The following is a 25,014-nucleotide window of genomic DNA, read 5'->3' on the forward strand; positions in this document are numbered from 1 at the left end:
TTTATATTTTAAAAAAAGTTGGACATACTAGATATTATTCTTTCTTTGTTGGGCTATAGCCAAGCGGTAAGGCATCGCACTTTGACTGCGACATGCGTTGGTTCAAATCCAGCTAGCCCAGCCAGAGAGCCATTAGCTCAGTTGGTAGAGCATCTGACTTTTAATCAGAGGGTCGAAGGTTCGAGTCCTTCATGGCTCATTAATTTAATATCGGCAGAAAACCTTAAATCTAAATTGATTTAAGGTTTTTTATTGTTTGGAATGTATGATGATTCTTTACTTTTTAAGTTAAGAATCTGATGGAGGTTATTGATCTATTTAGATTGATACAATATAGGATGAAAAGGTCTCAATGCCGGTTGAGAGCCTTTTTGTACCTCCATGGGCACTCAGAGTACAATTCAGTGCCGGTCGTTAGCTTTTTTGAACCTCGATTGGCACTCAGAGCTCTCATATGAGCGGTTCATATATCTCGAAATAGAAAATGAGACCTCGCGAGGTCATTAAAAATAATTCGCACCTCTAATATGTTAAATTATTCACCTTTCTTGACCACCAACCCCTACATTGTTCAACTTTTTAATCTAAGCAGTCAAACCATGAGCCTTCGTCCTCCACCGCATATATATACATTTTTTTGTCGAGTTGAGTCATTGCAATGAAAGCGGTTAAAATATACTTATTAAGGTGTAGGGGGGAGTATACACAATGACAATGACTAAAAGACTTTCAATAATTGGGATGCCGATGGATTTAGGGCAAATGAGGCGAGGGGTAGATATGGGCCCAAGCGCCATCCGTTATGCTGGGATAAATGAACGACTAAAGCCTCTCTTTGATGAAATCCATGATTTAGGTGATATTGCCATTGGCAGACCAGAGGTAGTTGTTGATAAAGAATCAAATCTAAGAAATTTAGATTTAGTCGCTGAAAAAAGTGCAATACTTGCCGAAAAGGTTAGTGAAGCGGTTCAGTCGGGAGCGTTCCCACTTGTCCTTGGCGGGGATCACAGCATTGCCATTGGTACATTAGCAGGTGTTTCCAAACACTATGAGAATATTGGCGTCATTTGGTATGATGCCCATGGTGATTTAAATACGGCAGAGACAAGCCCATCAGGAAACATCCATGGTATGCCTTTAGCCGTCAGCGTGGGGTTAGGACATCCAATGTTAACCGAAATTGCCGGCTACTCCCCGAAGGTAAAGCCTGAGAATGTTGTCATCATCGGTGCTAGATCCTTAGATGAGGGCGAGAGAGAATTAATTAAAGATAAAGGGATTAAAGTTTACACAATGCATGAAATAGACCGGATGGGGATGGCGAAGGTAATGGAAGAAACGATTACCTACCTGAAAGATAATACTGATGGCGTCCATCTATCCCTTGATTTAGACGGGCTAGACCCTATTGATGCTCCAGGCGTCGGAACACCTGTCATGGGGGGAATCAGCTACCGTGAAAGCCATCTGGCAATGGAAATGCTAGAAGAAGCCAAGATTATTACTTCTGCAGAATTCGTAGAGGTAAATCCAATCCTGGATGAGAAAAATAAAACAGCCATTTGTGCTGTCGCGCTAATGGGATCCTTATTCGGTGAAAAACTACTATAAAAAGAAAAGCAGCTGCATCGCTATAATGGAGCTGCTTATCTTTTTGTAATAAACGAATGATATTCATTTAGTAACAAGTCCAGCTTAATGCTCATTTCGATCACCTGTTGATTTAATAATGAAGCCCCAGAAGCTAAACGAACCATTTCATCCCGGCAATTTTCAATCTCCTCTAATAAGCCAAGTACTAGATCGCCCACTAATCCATAACCTCTTTCCTGTTCCATATTACTTTTATCTCCCCACGGAAAATTCTTTAAACTTATTTTTAACCACTTTGGTAAATTTTTGTTAATATTATAAGTATGAGAAGTTTTTTCGTTAAAAACGAAACTTTTTCGCTAACGATTCGTAGTATCGTTTAGCAGCATTGGAGCTGAGGTAACTTAATGGAAGCAATTGTTAAAAAAAGAATCAAACAAGTAATCAAAGGCGATCAGGATGCCTTTGGTGAAATCGTTGAAATATATAAAAACAGCGTCTATCAATTATGTTACCGGATGCTTGGTAACAGTCATGAAGCCGAGGATATGGCACAGGAGGCTTTTATCCGTGCCTATGTTAATATAAAATCGTTTAATCAAGATTTAAAATTTTCAACCTGGCTTTTTCGAATTGCAACGAATCTTTGTATTGATCGGATGAGAAAAAAGAAACCTGATCATTATTTAGATGCAGAAGTTGGAGGAGCAGAAGGGTTAACGATGTATTCAAAGATCCCTTCGAAAGCAAAGCTGCCGGAGTCGGAGTTAGAAAGCCTTGAGCTACAGGAAACCGTGCAGAAGGAAATCTTGAAATTGCCTGATAAGTATCGTTCAGCCATCGTATTAAAATATATGGAAGAGTTGTCCTTAAATGAAATTAGTGAAATTCTCGATTTGCCACTTGGGACAGTTAAAACTAGAATTCACCGTGGCCGGGAAGCATTAAGACAACAATTACGATATGTGTGATAAAGAGGTGAATCCGTTAATGTGTCCAGAACAAATCATCGAACTAATGCATAAATATTTAGATGAGGAAATTAATCCAACCGACGAACTGCTATTAAGAGAACACCTCCAAGATTGTAAAGAATGTGAAACTCTTTTTAATGAATTAAAAAAGACCGTTGCTTTTGTTAAAAGTATTTCACATATGCAGGCTCCCAGTGATTTTACCGCCAAGGTTCTATCTGGGCTGCCAAAGGAGAAGAAGAAAGTACGAATGGGACGCTGGTTAAAGAATCATCCAATGCTTTCAGCGGCGTCATTATTTTTTATATTAATGGTAGGAAGTTTACTATCCACTTGGAACCAGGACCGGGAATTTTCTGTTTCGAAGCAAAAGAACCTAATAGTTAAGAACAATACCGTCATTGTTCCTAAGGGAGAAATCGTTAAGGGCGATGTCATCGTTCGAAATGGGAAATTAAAGATTGAAGGCGAAATTCAAGGGGATGCTACGGTCATAAATGGTGAGAGGTATTTGGCTTCAGCGGGACATGTAACAGGCCAAATTGAAGAAGTAAATGAGGTTTTCGACTGGATTTGGTATTATATGAAAAAGATCTCTCAAGAGTCCATTGATATATTCGATCATCCGGAAACTGAATAAAAAACAAATCACTCTTCAAGGGTGATTTGTTTTTTTAGCCAATAGGAAAGCATAAGTGCAACTATGCCTTATGAACTGCCTAACGGCCCGCCAATCGGCGAGTTTTCTTTAAACAGCTGTATATAATAAGGACAAGGTAGATGTATGTTATAATAAGTAGGTTATAATCTAATTGTGTTTTAAGAAAATTACGGAGGAAAAACAATGCAGTTGTTTGCTGATTTCACACTATGGAAATACTTAGCTAGTATTGTTGATATTGTCCTCGTCTGGTATGTCATTTACAAGCTGATTAATGTGATAAGAGGAACAAAGGCCGTTCAGTTATTAAAAGGAATTCTGGTTATTCTTCTTGTCAGGGTTGTCAGTGAGTGGCTGGGCTTAATTACATTAAGCTGGATGATGCAGCAGGCAATAAATTGGGGATTCCTTGCGATTATCATCATCTTTCAGCCTGAACTTCGGAGAGCCCTAGAGCAATTAGGACGGGGACGGTTTTTCTCGAGAAGTGGCAGCCCAGATGACGATAACCAGGAAAAGACGGTTGCAGCGATTTTAAAGGCAACAGATTATATGGCCAAGCGCCGTATTGGGGCTTTGATTTCGATTGAAAGAGAAACGGGCATGGGTGATTACATAGAAACGGGAATACAGTTAAATTCCAATATTTCTTCTGAATTACTCATTAATATCTTTATTCCAAATACACCGCTTCATGATGGTGCCGTTATTATCCAAAGAAATAATGTTTCGGCAGCAGCATGCTATCTTCCCTTATCCGAGAGCCCATTTATTTCAAAGGAGCTGGGAACAAGGCATCGGGCCGCGTTAGGAATTAGTGAGGTTACGGATAGTGTAACAGTCATCGTATCAGAAGAGACGGGTAACATTTCACTGACAAAGAATGGGGCCCTCCATCGCGATTTAAATACAGAGGAATTTAAAGAAATACTCACAAGTGAATTGTTGATTCATAACAAAACGAAACAGGCTTCTTCAGCTCGTTGGAACTGGAGGGGAAAGAACAATGGATAAATTGATGGATAACCCTTGGTTTATAAAAATTCTTGCTTTGTTATTGGCGTTGCTTTTATATTCTACTGTCGCGCTTTCAGGTAGTAAATTTACGGATGTCAATGTGCCAGGGCAGAAAACAACGGATACGATCATGAATATTCCTGTAAACGTTTATTATGATACAGAGAACTTAGTTGTATCAGGAATTCCTAACAAGGCTGATATCACCATTAAAGGTCCAATGTCGCATGTCGAAAATGCTAAGGCACAAAAGAACTTCGAGATTTATGTCGATTTGACAAAGGCAAAGATTGGAAAGCAGAAAGTGAAATTAAAAGTAAGGAATTTATCGGATAAATTAAATGCCACCATTAAACCAGACACGGTTACGGTTTCGATTCAGGAAAAGATTACAAGGGAATTCAATGTCGACGCAGAATTTAATTCGGGCCAAATTGAAGAGGGCTATTCCGCCGGAAGGCCTATTGTCGAGCCAAGTAAAGTGAAGATTACAGGGGCGAAAGATGTAATTGACCGGATTACCTATGTAAAGGCAACCCTGAATGGAAAAACAAAGCTAAAGGAAACGATGACTGAAGAAGCTCGTATACAAGTGCTGGACAAAGAGCTAAATAAGTTAAATGTAGCAGTGGAGCCAGATACAGTCAAAGTGACGATTCCTGTTAAAAGTAATAATAAGACCGTTCCAATCAATGTGGTCAGAAAAGGAACAGCACCATCAGGAGTGACAATTGAATCAATTGTCCTTGATACAAAAGAAGCGACGATTACAGCGGATGAAGATACCCTGAAGAACCCGGTTAATGTCCGTGTGGAAGTAGATATCAGTAAAATTACCGACAATACCACACTCACTTTACCTGTCATCATCTCCAATGGTATTACGAAGGTGACTCCGCAAATGGTGAAAGCAACAGTAGTGGTCAACAAAAGAGGCGAGAAGACTGTTTCGGGAATACCAATAGAAATCCGCGGATTATCCGAAGATTATAAAGCGGATATAGATAACCCTGCAGATCAGATGATTAATTTATTGGTAGACGGCCCCAGCGACTCGCTAAATGCATTAAAATCTGAGGATTTCACTATTTATATCGACCTGTCCAGCTTTACGGAAGGGAATCATAAAGTGGACATTCATATAGAAGGTCCTTCAGATGTAAGGTGGAAACCTGATAAATCGTCAGCGAAAATTACGATTTCTAAAACTAATGCATAATATCCAGCAATAATCATGTTGAAGGAGAGATTTTTTAAAATGGGAAAATATTTTGGTACCGATGGGGTACGCGGCGTAGCAAATAGTGAATTAACACCTGAACTAGCCTTTAAATTAGGCCGCTTCGGCGGATACGTTTTAACAAAGGATAAGGATCGTCCGAAAGTACTGATTGGCCGTGATACCCGTATATCGGGTCATATGCTTGAAGGAGCCCTCGTTGCAGGCTTACTTTCTATTGGTGCCGAAGTCATGCGTTTAGGCGTACTTTCGACGCCCGGTGTATCTTATTTAACTAAAGCATTAGGGGCACAAGCAGGCGTGATGATTTCTGCTTCACATAATCCAGTAGCGGATAACGGGATAAAGTTTTTTGGACCAGATGGTTTTAAACTTTCGGATGAACAGGAGCTAGAAATTGAGCAGCTAATCGATTTACCGGAAGATCAATTGCCGCGGCCAACAGGCGGAGACCTTGGACAGGTCATGGACTATTTTGAAGGCGGTCAAAAGTATCTGCAATACTTGAAAAATAGTGTGGATGAAGAGTTTACGGGAATCCATATTGCTTTGGATTGTGCACACGGGGCAACGTCATCTTTAGCCAGCCACTTATTTGCGGATTTGGATGCCGATCTATCGACGATGGGCGCCTCACCGAATGGATTAAATATCAACGCGGGTGTTGGTTCGACACACCCAGAGGCACTTGCAGGATTGGTGAAGGAAAAAGGGGCTGATGTTGGGCTTTCCTTTGACGGAGATGGCGACCGCCTAATTGCCATTGATGAAAAGGGAAATATCGTTGACGGTGACCAAATCATGTACATATGCGGCAAGTATATGAAAGAACAAGGGCGCTTAAAACATGGAACAATTGTTTCGACGGTGATGAGCAATCTTGGCTTTTATAAAGCCCTTGAAACCCATGGAATCCATAGCGTGCCAACCGCTGTTGGTGACCGCTATGTAGTAGAAGAAATGAAGAAGAATGGTTTCAATCTAGGCGGCGAACAGTCAGGCCATATCATTTTCTTGGATTATAACACCACTGGTGACGGCCTATTATCTGGGCTGCAGTTAGTTAATATTATGAAGGTAACTGGGAAGCCACTATCCGAATTAGCCGGAGAGATGAAAAAATATCCGCAAAAACTTGTCAATGTAAGAGTAACCGATAAACATCACGTGACCGATAATTTAAAAGTAAAAGAGGTTATTGAACAGGTGGAAGCTGAAATGGCTGGAAACGGAAGAATTCTTGTCCGCCCATCTGGAACTGAACCGCTTGTCCGCGTCATGGCGGAAGCAGCGACAGAGGAATTATGCGCATCTTATGTTGAACGGATTGTCACCATAGTAAAAGAAGAAATGGAATTAAAAGAATAATACACAATGAATATGCATAGGGGAACTATAAGGTTCCCTTATGCATATTTTATTATGAATGGTTCGTGAACAAAATTTTAACAGTTATATTTTTAGTTGACGGACGACTGACAAATCATGTAAGATTAATCTGCTTTGTTATCTTAAAGCAATAGGTTGTCATTTTTTGAAAGGAGGGCAGCAGAAAAAACGTATAATTAAAAGCGCCTGAACTAATCTTCAGTGGTTAGATTAGTTGACGAGGTGGAGGTTTATCGAAAATTCGGCGGATACCTCCCGGCTGCGTGCGCAAGGCCGAAAATTTCTTCTTTAAAACATGGAGGCAACTTTGTGCACAAAGAGAAGAAAATGCGCATACTATCCGTAATTTTTCAAAAAGGTATAGACAGATACCTGACAAAAAAAACAGAGATAAGGGGGCAAGTACGCCCTCAGAAGCACCTTGCCCCCTATATTAGGGAGGAAATTTAAAAATGTGTGGAATTGTTGGATATATTGGTAATAATGACTCGAAGGAAATTTTATTAAAAGGCTTGGAAAAGCTTGAATATAGAGGTTATGACTCAGCTGGTATTGCTTTAAGAAACGAGCGCGGCATTCATGTTTTTAAAGAAAAAGGCCGCATTGCTGATTTACGCGGAATTGTTGATGAAGACGTAATGGCAAACGTCGGGATTGGCCATACACGCTGGGCAACACACGGGGTTCCAAGCAAAGTAAACTCCCATCCCCATCAAAGTACATCTGGACGTTTTACGCTTGTGCATAACGGTGTCATCGAGAACTATGACCTTTTAAAGCGTGAATTTTTAACAGATGTTACTTTCGTAAGTGAAACAGATACAGAAGTTATTGTGCAAATGATTGAACTATTTGTTCAGGAAGGCTTAGAGGTTTTAGAAGCGTTCCGTAAAACACTGACACTTTTACATGGATCGTATGCCCTTGCGCTTTTAGATGCACAGGACGATGAAACGATCTATGTGGCAAAAAATAAAAGTCCGCTTCTTGTTGGTCTTGGTGACGACTTTAATGTTGTTGCTAGTGACGCAATGGCAATGATTCAAGTCACGAATCAGTACTTAGAACTAGTGGACAAGGAAATTGTTCTTGTTACAAAGAATGATGTAACCATCCAAAATCTAAACGGTGATATCATTAGCCGTGCGCCATATACAGCTGAACTTGATGCAAGTGACATCGAAAAGGGTACGTACCCTCACTATATGTTAAAAGAAATTGATGAGCAGCCGCTTGTGATGCGTAAGATTATTCAAACGTATCAAAACGAGCAGGGGGAATTAACGATTGCCCCTGAAATCATCAGCGCCATGAACGAATCTGACCGGGTCTATATTATTGCAGCCGGGACTTCTTATCATGCTGGCCTTGTTGGAAAGCAGTTCATTGAAGGCATTGCTAACGTTCCTGTTGAAGTTCATATTGCCAGTGAATTTGTTTATAATATGCCGCTTCTAACGAAGAAGCCGTTGTTTATCTTCATTTCACAGAGTGGCGAAACAGCCGACAGCCGTGCTGTGCTCGTGAAAGTTAAAGAAATGGGTTATCGTACGTTAACGATTACCAATGTGCCGGGGTCAACTCTATCCCGTGAAGCGGAGTATACTTTATTGCTGCATGCTGGTCCTGAAATTGCGGTTGCCTCTTCAAAGGCATATACCGCACAGTTAGCTGTGTTAGCTATTTTAGCGGAAGTGACTGCGAAGAGCCAAAAAATTAATGTTGATTTTGATCTTGTGCATGAGCTAGGGATTATCGCCAATGCCATGGAAGTTCTTTGTGATTCAAAAGAGTTGTTTGAGCACATTTCAAGAGAATTTTTATCAGTAACACGCAATGCCTTCTTCATCGGCCGCGGCGTCGATTATTATGTTTGTTTAGAAGGTGCCTTAAAGCTTAAAGAAATCTCTTATATTCAAGCGGAAGGTTTTGCAGGCGGCGAATTAAAGCATGGTACAATCGCTTTGATTGAAGAAGGAACACCAATTATTGCCCTTGCCACTCAAGAAAGTGTAAACCTAAGCATTCGTGGCAATGTGAAAGAAGTCGTTGCCCGCGGAGCGAACCCATGCATCATATCGATGAAGGGTCTAAATATGGATGAAGATAGCTTCGTCATCCCAGAAGTACATGAACTATTAACACCACTTATCTCTGTCATCCCAATGCAATTAATTGCCTATTACGCAGCCTTACACCGCGATTGCGACGTTGACAAACCGCGTAACCTTGCTAAGTCAGTGACGGTTGAGTAATACGACTATTTTAATGAAATTTATTGTTGAAATACAAAAAAGTCGGGAACTAGACAAAAAAGTCGTGAACTCAACAAAAAAGTTGGGAACTAGACAAAAAAGTCGTGAACTGACCTAACATTATTTCACCAGCGATGGTTATGTGAAAAATTTGATCAAATGAGACTCAATCCAATTTAAGGATTGGGTCTTTTTGTTTTCAGAGTGGAATTAAGGAATAAGGGCAGGAGATAAATAGAAATGTTGTAATATTATGGTATGATTTAAAAAAAGTCTGTACTTCTTCAAATAACTAGGAAGGAAAGTAGAATAAAGTTAAGGAACTCTATTGATGGAAAGTTCGCTAAAAGAATTTCCAATCCTTTTGATTACAGGTTTCTACAATAAAAGGGGGGTACTTTTTTGAAAAATACGAAATTAAGACTTGCATGGATTGTTCCAAATGTGCTTTGTTACTTAATATTTATAGGTTTTTTCATTTTCATAGCTTTCAATGCATCAAGCCTTCAAGAAATAAATAGATTGAGTATATGGATATTTGCAATGGTTGTCCTTCTTTTAATATCCATCTTTGGTAGTTATCAAATTTGGACATGGATAAAAAAAGGTAAAATGTAAAATATAGTATTCGAATAACAGGAGCGTTAATCCATGAAGGGAATAACGCTCTTTTTGTAGTTTCAATTGAATTAACGAGGCAGAATACCTTAAATAAGAAAGTTTTAATCAGGGGAATATATAAATAGTTTAAGCAAAGAAGGGATAAATTTTATGATTATATTCGTTGGAATTGTCCTTTTATTTATAGGTCTGATATCTGCCGTATCCTTATTGATTTCTGCGTACAAAGAATTTAAAAAGGATGAAAACAAAAAAACATCGAATAAGGTGCTATTTTTAGTTTCTGTTTTCCTTGAAAGTATTAGTCCAAGTAGTCTAAGTGGTTTTGCTTTTTTATTATCTATTGTGGCTATTGTTATCGGCATTGCACTTTTAAAATTATTTCACTAACGGGTACGTTAGTGAAATAAGGGAAGAAAATATGAGTAAAAACGCATAGATATTATAATCTGTGCGTTTTTGTATGCTTATTATAGTGTTAATTTATTTGGGATAAGAACATTAAATGCACTTTGTTATTTAAGCCGTAAATTAATGTTCTCCCCCCCAAAACTAAACCCGTTAGTCGGAAATGCGGTCCTTTCATATTTTGACAAAGAATAAATAAAAACTATAAAAACATTAATTGGGGTATTAATTCTAAATTATCGGAAATTACTTGAAATAAAGAGAGAAATAAGGGAGAGAAGGATATGTTCGTCAATAATGTTAGAGAGTCAATTGGTGGATTAGAACAGGATGAACTTGAAGAGTATTTAAAAAAGCTGCGGTCGGTGCTAAAAAGAAAATACCAAAAAGACGTTAAGCCATCAGAATTAGAACAAAGGGTAGATGAGTTTGTTCGCGGCAGAGATCCAAAAATTGATTACTTTGAGTCGTATTTAGTAACCTTTGATGAACTGTCAATTAACGGAGCTATAAATGCGTTATCACTTGAAAAAGTAAAAATGCCAAAAACATGGCGGCAGTTGCTCCTTAAAGTAACAGAGGATAGAACGCTTTCCCCTGAAGTTGTAAAACATCTGGAAAATGAAGAAATACTAACCGAAATAAAGGCTTTGTTTTATTATTCTATTGAGTATTGTAAAAATGAAAATAGAGATCAGTTTTATCAAAACTTGTACCATTTTAATGGTTTTTTAAAAATCAGAAGTAATAAAAGTTGACCTGTTACTTGTTAACAGGTTACTTTTTTGTAGTTTTGTTGTTTGTGAATTACATTTTTTGTAAATAATAATAGAAAAGTGTCGTTTAAAAATTACCTAAAAATAAATACTTTCATAAAAATCCAAGGAGCGACTAATAAAAATTAGTCGAAAAAAATATTTCTTTATAAAGTTTTTTGTCATAAATATTTTTTTGGTAAAAAGAGGTACTAGAAAATTTTGTGACATGTAAGGCGGGCACTTCCTGTTTATGATAGGGACATGGAATATTTCTGGTAAAGGGGTGATAACTGTGGCAAAAAGAAAAACGGAATTAACGGAAAAGAAAATACTTGATATGGAAAAAGAAGGTCGGGGACAAGGAGAGGGCGAGACATACAAGCCCTGGATTAATATTCAAGATGTTCCTTCAATCGGCGTATCAACAAGAGGAAAGGGATGGAAAACAAATCGTATCCATCAATTCTTATCTAAATTAGAGCGGAACTATTTTTATGTAGTGGAATGGAACGATGCGGTTATGGATATTCGGGAGCAGTATCCGTTGATTCGTGATGATACCTGGATTATTGCCAATGAAAAAGGGATTAAACATCCAACCGATCCAAAATCCCAGGTTCCGATTGTAATGACGACCGACTTTCTAATCACAATAAAAGATTCGACAGGCACAAAACATGTCGCTCGAACCATAAAGCCATCAAGCGAATTGGAAAACGAACGAACGATTGAGAAATTCGAAATTGAACGTGCCTATTGGGAAGATCGCGGGATTGATTGGGGGATTATTACTGAGAAGGAAATCCCAAAGGATATGGTTGAAAATGTGGAATGGCTGCATTCTTCCTATTTTGAAATTGAGGACTTGCCCGCCACCACGCTTAAAACTTTTGCCCAACAAATGAAATCGTTTATCAAAAAATATAACACTTCCATTATTGAAATGGTGTCAGAATTTGATCAAACCTTTCAACTGGAAAACGGAATGGGGCTTGAAATTCTTAAGCATTTGATTGCTCGGAAAGAAGTCCCTGTTGATATAACAAAGAAGATTTACACCCACCTTTGGGTGGAGGATGTATTTAAACTTGACTTTATATAAGAAAGAAGGAATTGAATGTTTATAGTAAACGACATTATTAGTATTCAAGCAGCTGATGGCAATAAACAGTTGGAAAGGATCCTTTGGATTGATGATGGAAATGTCATCTGTTACACCATTGATATTGAAAAAGAAAATGTACTTCCTTTGAAACGGAAAATCTCTGATTTACAGCAACTGCATGCGGAACAATTATTAACATTCAATGAAAGCGACCCTTACGGTTTTGTCTATCAAAATGAGGAACAGCTTTCGGAGAAAAGTAAAGAATTGCGGGATGAGCGTTGGGAGTTAGTCGGTGAACTTGTTTTACAGGAACCAGAAATATACGAAAGTGACAGTAGAGGTCGCCTTATTCATGCCGCTGTTATGGAATCAGGAAAGAACAAACGATTGTTTTATAAATATATGAAACAATTTTGGCAAAGAGGTATGGTCAAGAACGCTTTGCTGCCTGATTATAAAGAATCTGGTGGCAGAGGAAAAGAAAAAACATTCAAAGATAAGAAAAACGGGAGACGCCGAAAGTTTGAAAATGTCATCGGCGAAGGAATTCTTATCACGGATGAAATAAAAAGGATTTTTGGTGTTAGTGTACAGAGATTTTATCATACGACAAAGAAAAACCCCTTATCAACAACGTATGATCTGATGCTAAAAACCTTTTTCGTGGCGGATTATCGTTATGAAAATGGGATTAAAATGCCGATTCTCCAAGAAGAAGATAAGCTCCCGACTTTTAGGCAGTTTCAATATTGGTACGAAAAGACCTACAAAACGGAAGAAAAACTTCGCAAGAGAAAAGGAAACCGAAAATATGAATTACAACACCGAGCAGTATTAGGTTCATCTGTTGGTGACTTATATGGACCAGGAACCAAATATCAAATCGATGCAACCGTTGCCGATGTTTACTTGGTCAGTTCCTTTAATCGAAACTGGATCATCGGTCGTCCTGTCATTTATGTTGTGATTGATGTATTTAGCCGTATGGTAGTTGGTCTTTATGTCGGACTCGAAGGACCATCGTGGTTTGGTGCGATGATGGCACTTGCTAATACTGCAAGTGATAAAGTTTGGTATTGTAAGCAATACGGCATTGATATATCCAAAGAAGACTGGGATTGCCATTACCTTCCTCAAATCTTGTTAGCCGACCGAGGGGAACTGAAAGGATACAATGTCGAGCGGCTAATAAATGCATTTCATATGAAAGTAGAAAATACACCACCGTATCGTGCAGATTGGAAGGGCATTGTTGAACAGCATTTTAGGGTAATCAACACCAAAGTGAAGCCATTTTTACCTGGGACTGTGGATACGGATGTCAAGGTAAGAGGGGATAGGGATTACCGACTGGATGCTACTCTTACATTGGAAGAATTCACAAGCGTGATTATCCATTGTGTCCTGCACCACAATAATCATCATTGGTTAAAAAACTATAATCAGGATGAAATGATGATTCAGGATGAAGTGCCACTTATTCCACGAGACTTATGGAATTGGGGGATAAAAAACCGTTCTGGTAAACTTCGCTCCTACTCTGAAGATATTGTAAAACTTCATCTTCTTCCGACCGCGAACGCAACGGTAACGTATAAAGGTATCGAATTTAAAAAGATGAGGTTTAGCAGCGAAACGGCATTAAAAGAAAATTGGTTTGGTGAAGCAAGAGATAAGAGCTGGAAAATTCCAATTTGCTATGATCCACGAGATATGTCACAAATCTACTTGCCTAACGAAGGCGGCAGAAGTTATGAAGTGGCAACGCTACTTGATCATCAAAAGAAATACAGCGGCAAAACCATGGAGGAAGTCGAATATTACTTTAATTATGAATTGTTAAAGGAACAGGGGTATTCTCATAAAGAAAAGCAGACCAATTCTGACTTGGCAAGCAAAATCGAGCACATTGCTCAAAAGGCGAAAGAATCCCTTGATAACGATAAGGTGGAAATCAGCAACAATCAAAAAGTAAAAGGCATTCGAGATAATCGGTCGATGGAAAAAGAAGCAAGACGGAAAGAAGAAGCCTTTTTACTGGCTGACTCGGAACAGTTTACTGAGCCGATTGAAGAAAAAACTGTGGAGGAAACGGCACCAAAACGAGGTCTATCAAAAATTGAGTTATTACGTCAAAAACAAAAGGAGAAGTTGAATCGTGCAAGGGTTAGCAGCAAGTGATTTACAGATACTGCATGGTGAAGAAATGGTTGATGCTATTTACAGCAATCAAATCGTTCAAGATTATGAAGATAATCCTTTAATTGAAGCTCTTCCTCCAATTTTTACGGAAGATGATGTAATCGAACATTTATCGGTTTTTCCGCCGCATGACGAAAAAGAGCGTTCCTTAAATGCGACTTATCGTTTTCATTGTATCCAGAGGTTGTTTCAATATTTTCAGCCGTTTGAAAAGCATCTTGACCTTGAACAACGGATTTCAAGAGCTATCAGTCAAGGTTACTTGCACCGAAATCCGATGAAAAAAGAAGAGGTCATGAGGATTCATGAAAGCTACAAAGCGATAAAGGAAGGCAAGTTTTTAAAAACGTATCAAACAGAAGCAAAACGAACAGCGGCTGGCTTTACCATTATTGGACTATCAGGAATTGGAAAATCGACCGCCATCGAAAGAGTGCTTTCGTTTTATCCGCAACTCATCAAACATCAGGAATACAAAGGAAAGCCATTTCAATTTACGCAAATTAGTTGGCTGAAACTTGATTGTCCATTTGATGGTTCACTGAAAGGTTTATGTATGAGCTTTTTCTCTGAACTCGATCGGTTACTAGGTTCCAATTATTTAAATAAATTCGGGGCACAGAAAAACACTACCGACTTAATGATGCAGCGAATGGCTCACTTGGCAAGCCGCCATGGAATTGGTCTTCTTATTATCGATGAAATTCAACATCTTAGCCTTAGCAAAAGCGGTGGTTCCGATAAAATGCTGAACTTCTTCGTCACACTGGTAAACACCATCGGTATTCCTGTTTTGATGGTCGGCACGAATAAAGCTATTTCCATTTTGCAAAGCGAGTTTAGGCAAGCGAGACGCGGTAGCGGGCAGGGAGATATGGTTTGGTCGCAGATGCCAAAAGATGAGTCTTGGGAATTATTCGTTGAAGGTATGTGGGAATACCAGTGGACAGAGCGTTTCACTGATTTAACGAGCGATTTCAGTGATTTGCTTTATGATGCAAGCCAAGGGATTCTTGATATTGCCGTCAAGCTCTTTATGCTCACACAGATAAGAGCGATTGCAACGGGGGAAGAAAAAATAACAAAACAAATCATGAAACAAGTGGCAAATGACAGCTTAAGACTGGTCAAACCAATGCTTGACGCATTACGGTCAGGAATTCCAAGTGAAATTGCCAAATATGAAGATATTCACCCAATTGACATGGATGAGGAAATTGAAAAGTATAAAGCGTCCATTGATTTTCAGGATAAGATTCGTATTCAAAAGAAATTGCAACAGCAAAAAAGGCAAAAGAAAGAGCAATCTCTTTTGGAACAGGTTACCTTGCAACTGTTGGAAATGGATTTTGATCCAAAAGTTGTTGGGGATGCGATCAAAAAGGTCTTTAAAAACTTGGGAGATGACATCGAAAAGTCAGTTGTACTAAAAGAAACAATAAAACTCCTAATTGATAAAGATGAAAGGAAAGCAGAAAGCACTGCCGCTAAGAAAAAGAAATTGGAAGCGGCAAACGTAAATTATTTGGTTCAATTAATGCAAGAAGCTAGAAAGAAGAAAAAATCAGTTCATGAATATTTTCTGGATAAAGGAATTATTAAATCACCATTAGATGAATTCTGGGAGGATGAAGAAAATGATGCACTGGTTTCCCACGCCGTATCCTGATGAACTGTTATACAGCGTTTTGGCAAGGTATCATGTATGGTCTGGAAATACCAGTCCCAAAATGACGGTCGAAGAACTGTTCGGAAAACGGACAGTTCGTTCCGTTTGGGATTTGCCAGCTAATTTAAATGTTTTATTAAGCCAACTGGGCTCATATTGGAGTGATAATCAACTGATTAATCATCATACGATGTATCCTTATTATTCCGCCTTTTTGCTTCCGAAACAGGCGAAGCAAGTGAAAAAGTCCATGTTGAACACTGATGGAAGCACGATTCATACCCGTATCGGTGTTGCCGCCAGCAATGTGAAAGTAAAAACAAACCTTTGGGTGTGTAGTGATTGCATTAAAGACGACATGGACACTTACGGCGAAACGTATTGGCGGCGGGTTCACCAAGCACCAGGTGTGTTTATTTGTCCCAAACATGAAACTGTATTGGAGGAAACGAATGTTTCAGTCAAAGCTCAAAACCAGCATGAGTTTGTCGTTGCCACCCCATTTGTTGAAAGAACGAAGGTGGATTTAAAGGGGTTAAACAGAGATGAGTTTGAACTATTAAAAAAGGTTTCAAAGGCAACCAAATCGCTTTTAAACAATACCCATCTTCAAAAAACTGATAATACTGTTCGAAATAAATACTTGGAATTGTTGAAACAAAATGGGTATGCAAGTGTCAATGGATTTCTAAAGCGGGAAAGGTTATATCAGAGCTTTGGTTCAAAATTCTCCGAACGCAGCTTAGAACTATTGCAATCACCTGTATTTTTTGAAGAAACAGATTGGCTAACCATGATATTCCAAAAACACCGCAAATCCTTTCATCCGCTTCGGCATTTGTTGGTCATGATGTTTTTAGAAACGGATTTGGACCATTTGTTTGATAAAAAGGAACATGGTCCATTTGGAAAGGTTCCATGGTTATGTCTAAATCTTGCATGTCCAAATTATCATAAACCAGTTGTAACAGATTTAACGATTACAAGGTGTTACGACACAGGAAAACCAGTAGGAACGTTCCGCTGTGATTGCGGTTTTGTTTTTTCTAGAAGAGGTCCTGACCAAAACAAGGATGACTACTTCCGCATTGGTACAATAAAAGAATATGGTCATGTTTGGAAAGAGAAACTCACGGAATTGGTTAACGATGGATACTCACTTACAGAGATAAAAAAGGAAATGCAAGTGGACCAAGCAACTATTAAAAAATATGCTGCGGAGCTTGAATTAAAAGTACCGTGGAAACTTCCAAAAGTTCAAATGAAAAATGTAAATGAGCTTTTGGAGGATTTCGAAGCACAATTAAATGAAAGGAAAAACAAGTGGGTGGAACTCCAGGTGTCATTCCCTGAAAAGTCAAAAACAGAATTACGAAAATTGGCACCTGATGTGTATGCATTTTTATATCGTAATGATTGTGATTGGCTTAATGAATTTTCTCCCGTTAAGAAAAGGATTCAAATTCCAAACAAGCGTGTTGATTGGGAGAAGCGGGATAATGAATTGTTGAAACAGGTGAAAAAAGTTGTTCAAATTTGGGATAAGGATGCTGATAAACCGAAAAAGATTACGACTGCCTCTATCGGTAAGAAGTTAAATGAATTACCGTTATTGCAGAAAAAAGCGGATAAACTGCCAAAGACCATGGAATATATCGATAAGGTATCCGAGGATACGGTAGCTTTTCAGAAACGGCGAGTTGAATTTTGGTTTGAAAAACTCAAGAACGAGAATGAGCCGATTCTCGAATGGCAAATTTACAGAAAAGCAGGGCTGCGACCGACGGTTTCAAATGAGGTAAAAAGGTTGATTACGTTAAGAACAACCGAATACGAAACAGTAAGATAATATATTTAATAAACAATTCATGGGAGTCACCTAGTGTAACTCCATGAATTTATTCATTTGATGCTTTGATTTCCTGCGGTAAAAATTTATAAATTGTAACAGAAAAAGGATTTTACTCGTCAAACTTAAATAAAAGTAACAAACTGAGGAGGTAATAATATTTGGGAAAATTTTCCTCTTTGGCGGTATCGTTAGTTTTTATGTCTTTATTTATTTTGGGTTGTCAATCAAAAGAGAATGTTCCTACCGATACTACTGTTAATTCATCACCTAAATCAGAGAGCAACGAGAAACTCTCAATTGAAAATGATTTTACAAGTATTATCGTTTCAAAACCAAAAGGATTCAATGAAATAACTTTTGATGATAATAAAGAATCCTTAAAAACCTTTCAAGACATCTTTTCAAGTGCAGTAAAAGAGCCTGGTATAGTTAATATGGCTGATCCTGAATTTTATATGAATGTCGTTTACGATAAGAATAATCAACAAAGTTTATATTTATGGATAGGCGAAAAAGGACAAAGAAGCGTATTTATGAAAACAGAAGATACAAACACTATCTATACTGTTTCAAATGACATGACAGATAAATTGATTGAATTGGTTGAATCTCGTTATAAATGAGATCCTTGTGCTTATTTAATGCATAATCTAATAGAATAACTCAATTAACCTAATGAATTCATTAGTTAAACAAGAAAAAATGGTGTCAAATAATTGCCGACACCATTTTTTATGTCAATTAGAATGTGATTGCGATTTTTACCTTCAAAAGGAATGTAAATTCTTTTATTTTTTATGTATTTTTTTGTATTTCCTGCTTCAAATTTGTTCGAATAATTGTTTTAAGAAAAAGGACTGCCTCTATCGGAAAGAAGTTAAATGAATTATGAATTACTGCTATTGCAGAAAAAAGCTGATAAGTTGTCAAAGACAATTGATTACATTCATAAAGTGTCTGAGGGTACAGTTGCTTTTCAAAAGAAACGGGCTGTATTTACGATTGAACTGAGACGGCAGTCTCCAATGAAGTTAAAAGGTTGATTACGTTAAAAACAATGGAGTATGAAACGGTAAAGCATTAACAAAAGGGACTTCAATCAGAGTCCCTTTTTGGCATTTCACTAACAAGATAGAATAGTTTACTATTATTTCGGGAAGTCTAAAATTATAGACTACTCAATCAATTTATCTTTTATGGATCAATCTTATAAATAAAAAACAAAATTACCAATGGAAAGTATGAATTAACATAACGCTAATAATGAATAATCGAGGAGTTTCTTGATATTTTATGAATAAATTACTTTCAGCTTCGTTTGGGATTACTTTTTTTTCGTTCTTCCTTTTCGGTATCGGATTATATGCAAATATTTTCATTTTATATGGTTTCGGATTAACTGGTTTTGGGTTGGCATTTGCATTGTTTGGTCTTTTAAATTTGATAAAGCCTATTATGGTTGCGGGAACTCCCAAATCAAATACAGGTGCCATTTGGTTTCTAGGTTTATCGATAATAGGAATCGGCTCTTTTGCCATTTATAGTTCTTCTGGTTTCTGGCTTGATTTCCCAGCCTACATCAATAAAAACTATTCTCGCTTGGAAGGTATCCCTTCAAAAATCATATATGAAGAACCTTCATCACGCAGCGAAATAGAAGGTAAGGTTTTTGTTACAATCAATAATAAAAGGCTATCTCTAGACCCCCCTCCAAAATATTCAGTTCAAAAAATGAAAGGACATCGTTTTGAGATTAATTATTTGCCAAATACCGACTGGATAATTAGTTATCAAATAGAAGGTCTGACCACTAAAAGTGGTAAATAGTCATTCTGACGGAAAAAGTGAAACAGAAAAGGACCGACATAATCGGTCCTTTTCTGTTGCTATTTTTAATGTTAATTTGATAACAAAAGTGCTGTTAATTGGGTTGTTTTTTTAGATTTTCTTCCTCTCAACCGAACCCGTTACTGCAAATGTGGGTTTCTTTTAAATTTTTAAAAAAACAACATTAACATTTAACACAGCCTAAATGAAAATATTTTGTGGAAATTTCTTATCCTTTTTGCAGGAATTTCCATTTATGCATTAAAATTAATATAAACAACAATTTATTCGATTGATGGGCTAGTAGAATTAAAGAAAGAGAAGCTAGATTGAAAAAAGTGATTATAAACAGGGGGTTAAGATGGATAAGAAGGAACTGATTAAACTCATTTTATTTGTTGTAATGATTTTTGCAATATTTTTTATTGGTTTGGAAATAAAAAGGCTGGTTGATACATTACAAGGTATTGACTTTAGACTTCAACACATTAATAACTCAATAAGTAATGGATAAGTAATGTTCTTTAAAATTGCAAAGGTTCTATATATGCCAAAAAGGATGGAAAACGCCATCCTTTTAATATTGTCAAAAACAAGTTTAATACATCTTATCTGAACCAGTTAAAAATGCAATCTTTATCTCCGATTCAGTTCCTGACTTTTTTGTACAGTAGAAAATAACACGGTTCCCGACTTTTATTTTTATAAGTAACAAAATTCAACGTAAGAATGCGGTTTCTAGGACTTCATAGTTCCCGACTTTTTTGTACGTCAACATTTATTGTTGAAATACAAAAAAGTCGGGAACTGACTTAACAGTATTTCATCGGCGATGGTTATGTACAAATAGGCTAAGCAAGACTCAATCCAATTTAGGGTTGGGTCTTTTTTTTGATAACATTATCGGATTCTTTAAACAAACGTGTTCCGCTAGGTGCCCGTTCTACAAAAGGCATTAGGCCCTCCTTGTCGTAGTAACGTAAAGCATATACAGTGAGATTTAATTTTTTCCCTCTCCAGTTATTATTGGTAATAATGTATGGATTGGGTCAAACGCAACAATACTACCAGGTGTGACAATTGGCGACAACTCTGTTGTTGCGGCAGGAGCGGTTGTCACTAGGGATGTTCCAGAAAATACTGTTGTTGCAGGAGTGCCAGCAAAAGTTATAAAAGACATTGATAATAATTTAAAGTAATTACAAGTAATAGTAGAGAAAGGAGGATATTTCTGTTTCTATTCTTCTGTTTCCCTTTTTTATCCCCAATTTTTGGAGTGCCCCTCTGTTAAAGCAATCATCCTATTGATTGATGGAGAAAGCCATTTGTCCTAATGATAGGCAAGAAAAGTAGAAATAGACGGATGTTCTGGACCTACTTCCTCCCCGTGCAATTTCTGACTTTCTAATTCTTCCTTCACTGAAAATTAGGGTACCAATGAAATTCCTCTTTTCTGTTGTTTTTCTCACTGTATAAACCCTTAGGGTTTCGGTCTTTATTTCAGGTCTCTTCCAACCATTACATCATCCTACAATTGCAATGTTTCCTTCCTTTTCTCTTGATTATTCCCCCTATTGAGGGTTATGAGCGAGTGAAAAGGGAAAAACCAACTTTTTATCAAGATAATAAAAGAACATTCTAATGTCCCTGACTTTTAATTTCGAGGACCTTTGTTATTGGCTGTTGTGCAGTTAAAAAAATTTAGAATACAATAGTTGACAAAATCAATTATTGTGAATATCATTTACTGTGAGGTGACTGAAAGATGAGATCTATAGAAGCAATTGAGATTAGGGAAATTCTCCAACAATTAGTTCGTGATTTTGGTTTATTACAGCGTGAAGGTTCAGAATGTTGCGGAATAACAGTTCTGCAAAGTCACATTATATATGAGTTGGATAAAAACCCTCGCATATCTTTGATTGATCTGGCTGAGAAATTATCAATGGATACCGGAATGCTAAGTAGGCAAATCAATAAATTGGTGGAATTAGGGTATGTTTCCCGAACGTCTGATCCTAACGATAGACGTTATGTCGTCTTATCACTTACTGAAAAAGGGCAAGTAAAAGCAATCGAAATCTCTGATCAAATGATTCAATATATAGGGCAGATATTAGGCCTAATTTCACCTGATAAAAAGGACCAGGTTATAGATAGCTTACAGATCTTATTGAGTGCCATGAAGAAGAATGAAGGATCTGGACTTGGATGTTGTACCACTAAATAAATAGTGGTTTCTTTTTGAATAATATTTGACTTTATCAAGTATTGTTAATAGCAATTATAAGGGGGTATATTCAATGATCATTAGAAAGGTCGAAAAGAAAGACTTGATGGAAGTCCTTGATATATACAATCAAGGAATAGAGGACAGGATTGCTACACTTGAAATTGGAACGAAAGATCAAGATTATATCCATTCTTGGTTTAATCATCATCAAGGAAGATACGTTGGATTAGTTGCACAGAATGAAGAAAGAAAAATCATTGGATGGGCAGCCATAAGTCCTTATAATCCTAGAGAAGCCTATAAGGGGGTAGGGGAGATTTCGGTCTATATCCATCGGGACTTTAGAGGAAAGGGAGCGGGTCAAAAATTACTGAAACAACTTGAAATAGAAGCATTGAATCATGATTTTTATAAGTTGGTTTTATTTACTTTCCCATTTAACTTTTTAGGTCAAGGGTTATATAACAAATTGCAGTATCGCCAAGTTGGTGTATTTAAGAATCAAGGTATTCTTGATGGCGAATTTGTAGATGTTATGGCGATGGAAAAAATATTATAAAAAAACACTTGGGAACAGTTCATTTGGACGTTTTATCAATGCCTATGAGGGGCTAAAAGAGAATGGAAAGTAAGTTTGAAAAGTGTCTTTTACTTTAATACATAAGCAAATAGTTATAGGAAAAAGTGCTGCAAACAACCATTGAAGAAAAAAACCTTGAAACATATATATAAGTTAATTATTATATAAGCAAGGACTTATTTAAAATAGAAGAGTGAGGTGTGAAATTGAAAACGACCATTGAAATAGAACAAGTTGCTGTAATACTTAAACTATTGGGAGACAAAACTAGGCTTACCATGATGAAAATTCTTGATGAGGGAGCATGTTGTGTATGTGAATTTGTTGAGATATTTCAAATGACTCAACCGGCTATAAGCCAACATCTAAGAAGGTTGAAAGATATGGGATTGGTTCAAGAGGAGAAAAAGGGACAGTGGGTTTTTTACTCAATTAATAAGAATAATGTTTATTATCCATTTGTTACTCAGATTCTTAATCAATTACCTTGCCAAAAAGATAAATTAGAGGATTTGGAAAAACGAGGGAAACGGATTTCTTGTTGTTAAAATTGGGAGGTTTACATTTTGTCAGGAACACTTATTTTAGCTCTTATTATCTTTATTGCAACTCTCATCTTAGTGATATGGCAGCCTAAAGGGTTAAATATTGGTTGGTCAGCTTGTGGAGGAGCTGTTTTAGCTTTATTAGTAGGAGTAGTGGAGTTTAGTGATGTTTTTGAAGTAATTGACATTACATGGAATGCAACGTTATCTTTCGTCGCAATCATCCTCATTTCATTAATATTAGATGAGATTGGATTATTCGAATGGGCAGCATTACATATGGCACGGGTAGCAAAAGGACATGGAATAAAAATGTTTGTCTACATCAGTATTTTAGGTGCAATTGTAGCGGCCTTATTTGCAAATGATGGTGCGGCATTAATTCTAACACCCATTGTACTAGCAATGGTACGAAACTTAAAATTTAAAGAACAAATGATATTTCCCTTCATTATGGCAAGTGGATTTATAGCTGATACGACGTCACTTCCGTTTATTGTAAGTAACCTAGTAAATATAGTATCTGCAGATTTCTTTGGTATCCGATTTGTGGAATATGCCTCACGAATGATAATTCCAAACTTATTTTCACTGATAGCGACGATTTCGGTATTGTTAATTTACTTTAGAAAAAGTATCCCTAGAAATTACGATTTATCAAAATTAAAGGAACCAAAAGAGGCCATTAAAGACTTAAAAATGTTTCGCTTATCATGGTATATCCTAGGTTTATTGGTAATTGGCTATTTTATTAGCGAATTTATCGACATACCAGTATCCATTATTGCGGGAACTATTGCTATATTTTTTATTTTTATGGCTAGTCGTAGTGACATTGTTAATACGAAAGCCGTTATTAAAGGTGCTCCATGGAATATCGTATTTTTCTCGATTGGGATGTATGTAGTTGTATTTGGGTTAAGAAATGCAGGATTAACAGATGTATTAGCAAACGTCATTCAAGCAGGAGCAGAACAAGGTTTGTTTATTTGCACGATTTCAATGGGATTCATTGCGGCTATCCTGTCTTCGATTATGAATAATATGCCAACAGTGATGATTGACGCAATAGCAATTGCCGATACAAATACTTCCGGTGTTATCAGAGAAGCGCTGGTTTATGCAAATGTAATTGGTTCTGATTTAGGGCCAAAAATAACACCAATCGGTTCACTAGCTACATTATTATGGCTTCATGTGTTGTCCCAAAAAGGGGTTAAAATTTCATGGGGAACGTATTTTAAAACGGGTATTATTCTTACAATTCCAATCCTATTTATTACATTATTAGGTCTTTACCTAACACTTACTCTATTTTAAAAAAGGAGAATTACTGTGACAATAAAGACGATCTACTTCTTGTGTACTGGAAATTCTTGCAGAAGCCAAATGGCTGAAGGATGGGCAAAACAACATCTTGGAGATGAATGGAAAGTTAAAAGTGCAGGAATTGAAGCACATGGTTTAAATCCAAATGCAGTAAAGGCTATGAATGAAGTCGGTATTGATATTTCCAAACAAACATCAGATATCATTGACCCAGAGATATTGAACAATGCAGATTTAGTGGTGACACTATGCGGTGATGCTGCAGATAAGTGTCCGATGACACCCCCTCATGTAAAAAGAGAACATTGGGGATTTGATGATCCGGCAAAGGCAGAGGGAACAGAAGAAGAAAAGTGGAAAGTATTTCAACGTGTCCGTGACGAAATTGGTGAACGAATAAAGCTATTTGCTGATACAGGGGATTTATCAGTAAGTTAAGTCATGAGACATTCTATTACTCAGGGACTTGTTAATTAAAGGAGATGTGTATTATTTAAAAAAGTAGAAATATATGATCCCGCAATGATGATTTCGGCTGTGCTTTCATTAGTCGGAGTGAAGGGTATAGCTGTCTTTGTCTTAATGCTTTTAGCAGGCATGATTGTCATACTTGGTACTGCTTTAAAACGTAATAAAGTGAAGGAAGTAGTATCGGATTCTCGAAATATGTAAAAATCGATTCTTTTTATTTATTGTAATATGCTATGTATGGAAACATAGGACCTGATCCGAATTCTTGGATCAGGTCCT

25 protein-coding genes, 2 tRNA genes and 2 pseudogenes are annotated in these 25,014 nt (G+C 37.2%); 27 read left to right on the forward strand and 2 right to left on the reverse strand.

Annotated features, from left to right (window positions below; genetic code table 11):
• The first annotated feature begins 49 nt into the window (after positions 1 to 49).
• From BSO02S_RS18395 to rocF, 3 genes are all read left to right on the forward strand, one after another.
• Positions 50 to 124 (forward strand) — tRNA-Gln (locus BSO02S_RS18395).
• Between the two features lie 2 nt (positions 125 to 126).
• A tRNA-Lys gene (locus BSO02S_RS18400) sits at positions 127 to 199 on the forward strand.
• 515 nt (positions 200 to 714) lie between these two features.
• Entirely contained in the window at positions 715 to 1,614 is a 900-nt protein-coding gene (rocF, locus tag BSO02S_RS18405) for an arginase (RefSeq protein WP_066071006.1), read from the forward strand.
• 35 nt (positions 1,615 to 1,649) lie between these two features.
• Here rocF and BSO02S_RS18410 read toward each other — a convergent pair whose 3' ends face one another.
• A complete protein-coding gene (locus BSO02S_RS18410; protein ID WP_066070770.1) occupies positions 1,650 to 1,841 on the reverse strand; it encodes an aspartyl-phosphate phosphatase Spo0E family protein in 192 nt (63 codons plus the stop codon).
• A gap of 162 nt (positions 1,842 to 2,003) precedes the next feature.
• Between BSO02S_RS18410 and sigW the strand changes: the two genes are divergently transcribed.
• The 17 genes from sigW (at position 2,004) to BSO02S_RS27230 (ending at position 20,091) form a co-directional block, all read left to right on the forward strand.
• Complete coding sequence (gene sigW, locus BSO02S_RS18415) at positions 2,004 to 2,567, forward strand: RNA polymerase sigma factor SigW (RefSeq protein ID WP_066070773.1); 564 nt, start codon at positions 2,004 to 2,006, stop codon at positions 2,565 to 2,567.
• 19 nt (positions 2,568 to 2,586) lie between these two features.
• Entirely contained in the window at positions 2,587 to 3,210 is a 624-nt protein-coding gene (locus tag BSO02S_RS18420; protein ID WP_084375093.1) for a zf-HC2 domain-containing protein, read from the forward strand.
• 204 nt (positions 3,211 to 3,414) lie between these two features.
• Positions 3,415 to 4,245, forward strand: coding sequence for a diadenylate cyclase CdaA (gene cdaA, locus BSO02S_RS18425; RefSeq protein ID WP_066070781.1), 831 nt, complete (start codon positions 3,415 to 3,417; stop codon positions 4,243 to 4,245).
• On the forward strand, positions 4,238 to 5,467 hold the full coding sequence (locus tag BSO02S_RS18430; protein WP_066070787.1) for a CdaR family protein: 1,230 nt from the start codon (positions 4,238 to 4,240) through the stop codon (positions 5,465 to 5,467). The genes cdaA and BSO02S_RS18430 overlap by 8 nt, the downstream gene beginning before the upstream one ends.
• A gap of 39 nt (positions 5,468 to 5,506) precedes the next feature.
• The gene (gene glmM, locus BSO02S_RS18435; protein ID WP_066070790.1) at positions 5,507 to 6,856 is read left to right on the forward strand and encodes a phosphoglucosamine mutase; all 1,350 of its coding nucleotides are present in this window, start codon (positions 5,507 to 5,509) and stop codon (positions 6,854 to 6,856) included.
• Between the two features lie 473 nt (positions 6,857 to 7,329).
• The gene (gene glmS / locus BSO02S_RS18440; RefSeq protein ID WP_066070793.1) at positions 7,330 to 9,132 is read left to right on the forward strand and encodes a glutamine--fructose-6-phosphate transaminase (isomerizing); all 1,803 of its coding nucleotides are present in this window, start codon (positions 7,330 to 7,332) and stop codon (positions 9,130 to 9,132) included.
• 402 nt (positions 9,133 to 9,534) lie between these two features.
• Positions 9,535 to 9,750, forward strand: a complete 216-nt coding sequence (locus tag BSO02S_RS18445; protein ID WP_066070795.1) for a hypothetical protein — start codon at positions 9,535 to 9,537, stop codon at positions 9,748 to 9,750.
• Positions 9,751 to 9,903: 153 nt separating this feature from the next.
• Entirely contained in the window at positions 9,904 to 10,143 is a 240-nt protein-coding gene (locus BSO02S_RS18450) for a hypothetical protein (protein ID WP_066070797.1), read from the forward strand.
• 302 nt (positions 10,144 to 10,445) lie between these two features.
• The gene (locus tag BSO02S_RS18455) at positions 10,446 to 10,919 is read left to right on the forward strand and encodes a hypothetical protein (RefSeq protein ID WP_066070800.1); all 474 of its coding nucleotides are present in this window, start codon (positions 10,446 to 10,448) and stop codon (positions 10,917 to 10,919) included.
• A 292-nt stretch (positions 10,920 to 11,211) separates the two neighbouring features.
• Positions 11,212 to 12,021, forward strand: coding sequence for a heteromeric transposase endonuclease subunit TnsA (locus BSO02S_RS18460; RefSeq protein ID WP_066070803.1), 810 nt, complete (start codon positions 11,212 to 11,214; stop codon positions 12,019 to 12,021).
• A gap of 15 nt (positions 12,022 to 12,036) precedes the next feature.
• The gene (locus BSO02S_RS18465; protein ID WP_066070805.1) at positions 12,037 to 14,208 is read left to right on the forward strand and encodes a TnsB C-terminal domain-containing protein; all 2,172 of its coding nucleotides are present in this window, start codon (positions 12,037 to 12,039) and stop codon (positions 14,206 to 14,208) included.
• Positions 14,186 to 15,898, forward strand: coding sequence for an ATP-binding protein (locus BSO02S_RS18470; RefSeq protein WP_066070808.1), 1,713 nt, complete (start codon positions 14,186 to 14,188; stop codon positions 15,896 to 15,898). The genes BSO02S_RS18465 and BSO02S_RS18470 overlap by 23 nt, the downstream gene beginning before the upstream one ends.
• Positions 15,867 to 17,747 carry a TnsD family Tn7-like transposition protein gene (locus BSO02S_RS18475; RefSeq protein ID WP_066070811.1) on the forward strand — a complete coding sequence of 627 codons (1,881 nt, stop codon included), beginning with the start codon at positions 15,867 to 15,869 and terminating at the stop codon, positions 17,745 to 17,747. The genes BSO02S_RS18470 and BSO02S_RS18475 overlap by 32 nt, the downstream gene beginning before the upstream one ends.
• A gap of 161 nt (positions 17,748 to 17,908) precedes the next feature.
• Entirely contained in the window at positions 17,909 to 18,373 is a 465-nt protein-coding gene (locus BSO02S_RS18480; RefSeq protein ID WP_066070813.1) for a YhfM domain-containing protein, read from the forward strand.
• 258 nt (positions 18,374 to 18,631) lie between these two features.
• Entirely contained in the window at positions 18,632 to 18,793 is a 162-nt protein-coding gene (locus BSO02S_RS27225) for a hypothetical protein (RefSeq protein WP_157081482.1), read from the forward strand.
• Positions 18,794 to 19,043: 250 nt separating this feature from the next.
• A complete protein-coding gene (locus BSO02S_RS18485) occupies positions 19,044 to 19,577 on the forward strand; it encodes a DUF4956 domain-containing protein (RefSeq protein ID WP_066070816.1) in 534 nt (177 codons plus the stop codon).
• 361 nt (positions 19,578 to 19,938) lie between these two features.
• A complete protein-coding gene (locus BSO02S_RS27230) occupies positions 19,939 to 20,091 on the forward strand; it encodes a hypothetical protein (protein WP_157081483.1) in 153 nt (50 codons plus the stop codon).
• 388 nt (positions 20,092 to 20,479) lie between these two features.
• Here the strand turns inward: BSO02S_RS27230 and BSO02S_RS26515 are convergent.
• Positions 20,480 to 20,614 (reverse strand): annotated as a pseudogene (locus BSO02S_RS26515) (MerR family DNA-binding transcriptional regulator); the annotation flags it as partial.
• Here BSO02S_RS26515 and BSO02S_RS26520 point away from each other — a divergent pair.
• From BSO02S_RS26520 to BSO02S_RS27235, 7 genes and pseudogenes are all read left to right on the forward strand, one after another.
• A pseudogene (locus BSO02S_RS26520) lies at positions 20,594 to 20,776 on the forward strand (DapH/DapD/GlmU-related protein); the annotation flags it as partial. The pseudogenes BSO02S_RS26515 and BSO02S_RS26520 sit on opposite strands and share 21 nt — an antisense overlap.
• A 566-nt stretch (positions 20,777 to 21,342) precedes the next feature.
• Positions 21,343 to 21,807 carry a MarR family winged helix-turn-helix transcriptional regulator gene (locus BSO02S_RS18490; protein ID WP_066070819.1) on the forward strand — a complete coding sequence of 155 codons (465 nt, stop codon included), beginning with the start codon at positions 21,343 to 21,345 and terminating at the stop codon, positions 21,805 to 21,807.
• A 73-nt stretch (positions 21,808 to 21,880) separates the two neighbouring features.
• Complete coding sequence (locus BSO02S_RS18495) at positions 21,881 to 22,369, forward strand: arsinothricin resistance N-acetyltransferase ArsN1 family A (RefSeq protein ID WP_066070821.1); 489 nt, start codon at positions 21,881 to 21,883, stop codon at positions 22,367 to 22,369.
• Between the two features lie 221 nt (positions 22,370 to 22,590).
• Positions 22,591 to 22,938 (forward strand): ArsR/SmtB family transcription factor, encoded by a 348-nt coding sequence (locus BSO02S_RS18500; RefSeq protein ID WP_425320388.1) that lies wholly within the window; start codon positions 22,591 to 22,593, stop codon positions 22,936 to 22,938.
• 18 nt (positions 22,939 to 22,956) lie between these two features.
• Positions 22,957 to 24,255: an arsenic transporter gene (locus tag BSO02S_RS18505; protein WP_066070827.1), complete on the forward strand. Its 1,299-nt coding sequence runs from the start codon at positions 22,957 to 22,959 to the stop codon at positions 24,253 to 24,255.
• A 15-nt stretch (positions 24,256 to 24,270) separates the two neighbouring features.
• Positions 24,271 to 24,702, forward strand: coding sequence for an arsenate reductase (thioredoxin) (gene arsC / locus BSO02S_RS18510; protein WP_066070830.1), 432 nt, complete (start codon positions 24,271 to 24,273; stop codon positions 24,700 to 24,702).
• 84 nt (positions 24,703 to 24,786) lie between these two features.
• Positions 24,787 to 24,936 carry a hypothetical protein gene (locus BSO02S_RS27235; RefSeq protein WP_157081484.1) on the forward strand — a complete coding sequence of 50 codons (150 nt, stop codon included), beginning with the start codon at positions 24,787 to 24,789 and terminating at the stop codon, positions 24,934 to 24,936.
• The last annotated feature ends 78 nt before the right edge of the window (positions 24,937 to 25,014 follow it).

The organism is Neobacillus soli NBRC 102451, from assembly GCF_001591665.1.
Classification (GTDB): Bacteria; Bacillota; Bacilli; order Bacillales; family Cytobacillaceae; genus Neobacillus; species Neobacillus soli.

Bases quoted from the DNA above. Each gene is read 5' to 3' on its own strand.
- BSO02S_RS18450 (WP_066070797.1), top strand. From the start codon at position 9,904: ATGATTATATTCGTTGGAATTGTCCTTTTATTTATAGGTCTGATATCT.
- BSO02S_RS18420 (WP_084375093.1), top strand. From the start codon at position 2,587: ATGTGTCCAGAACAAATCATCGAACTAATGCATAAATATTTAGATGAG.
- glmS (WP_066070793.1), top strand. From the start codon at position 7,330: ATGTGTGGAATTGTTGGATATATTGGTAATAATGACTCGAAGGAAATT.
- BSO02S_RS18495 (WP_066070821.1), top strand. From the start codon at position 21,881: ATGATCATTAGAAAGGTCGAAAAGAAAGACTTGATGGAAGTCCTTGAT.
- BSO02S_RS27235 (WP_157081484.1), top strand. From the start codon at position 24,787: ATGATGATTTCGGCTGTGCTTTCATTAGTCGGAGTGAAGGGTATAGCT.
- BSO02S_RS18475 (WP_066070811.1), top strand. From the start codon at position 15,867: ATGATGCACTGGTTTCCCACGCCGTATCCTGATGAACTGTTATACAGC.
- rocF (WP_066071006.1), top strand. From the start codon at position 715: ATGACTAAAAGACTTTCAATAATTGGGATGCCGATGGATTTAGGGCAA.
- BSO02S_RS18430 (WP_066070787.1), top strand. From the start codon at position 4,238: ATGGATAAATTGATGGATAACCCTTGGTTTATAAAAATTCTTGCTTTG.
- glmM (WP_066070790.1), top strand. From the start codon at position 5,507: ATGGGAAAATATTTTGGTACCGATGGGGTACGCGGCGTAGCAAATAGT.
- cdaA (WP_066070781.1), top strand. From the start codon at position 3,415: ATGCAGTTGTTTGCTGATTTCACACTATGGAAATACTTAGCTAGTATT.
- BSO02S_RS18465 (WP_066070805.1), top strand. From the start codon at position 12,037: ATGTTTATAGTAAACGACATTATTAGTATTCAAGCAGCTGATGGCAAT.
- BSO02S_RS18490 (WP_066070819.1), top strand. From the start codon at position 21,343: ATGAGATCTATAGAAGCAATTGAGATTAGGGAAATTCTCCAACAATTA.
- BSO02S_RS18485 (WP_066070816.1), top strand. From the start codon at position 19,044: ATGAATAAATTACTTTCAGCTTCGTTTGGGATTACTTTTTTTTCGTTC.
- BSO02S_RS27225 (WP_157081482.1), top strand. From the start codon at position 18,632: ATGAATTATGAATTACTGCTATTGCAGAAAAAAGCTGATAAGTTGTCA.
- BSO02S_RS18455 (WP_066070800.1), top strand. From the start codon at position 10,446: ATGTTCGTCAATAATGTTAGAGAGTCAATTGGTGGATTAGAACAGGAT.
- BSO02S_RS27230 (WP_157081483.1), top strand. From the start codon at position 19,939: ATGGATAAGAAGGAACTGATTAAACTCATTTTATTTGTTGTAATGATT.
- sigW (WP_066070773.1), top strand. From the start codon at position 2,004: ATGGAAGCAATTGTTAAAAAAAGAATCAAACAAGTAATCAAAGGCGAT.
- BSO02S_RS18410 (WP_066070770.1), bottom strand. From the start codon at position 1,841: ATGGAACAGGAAAGAGGTTATGGATTAGTGGGCGATCTAGTACTTGGC.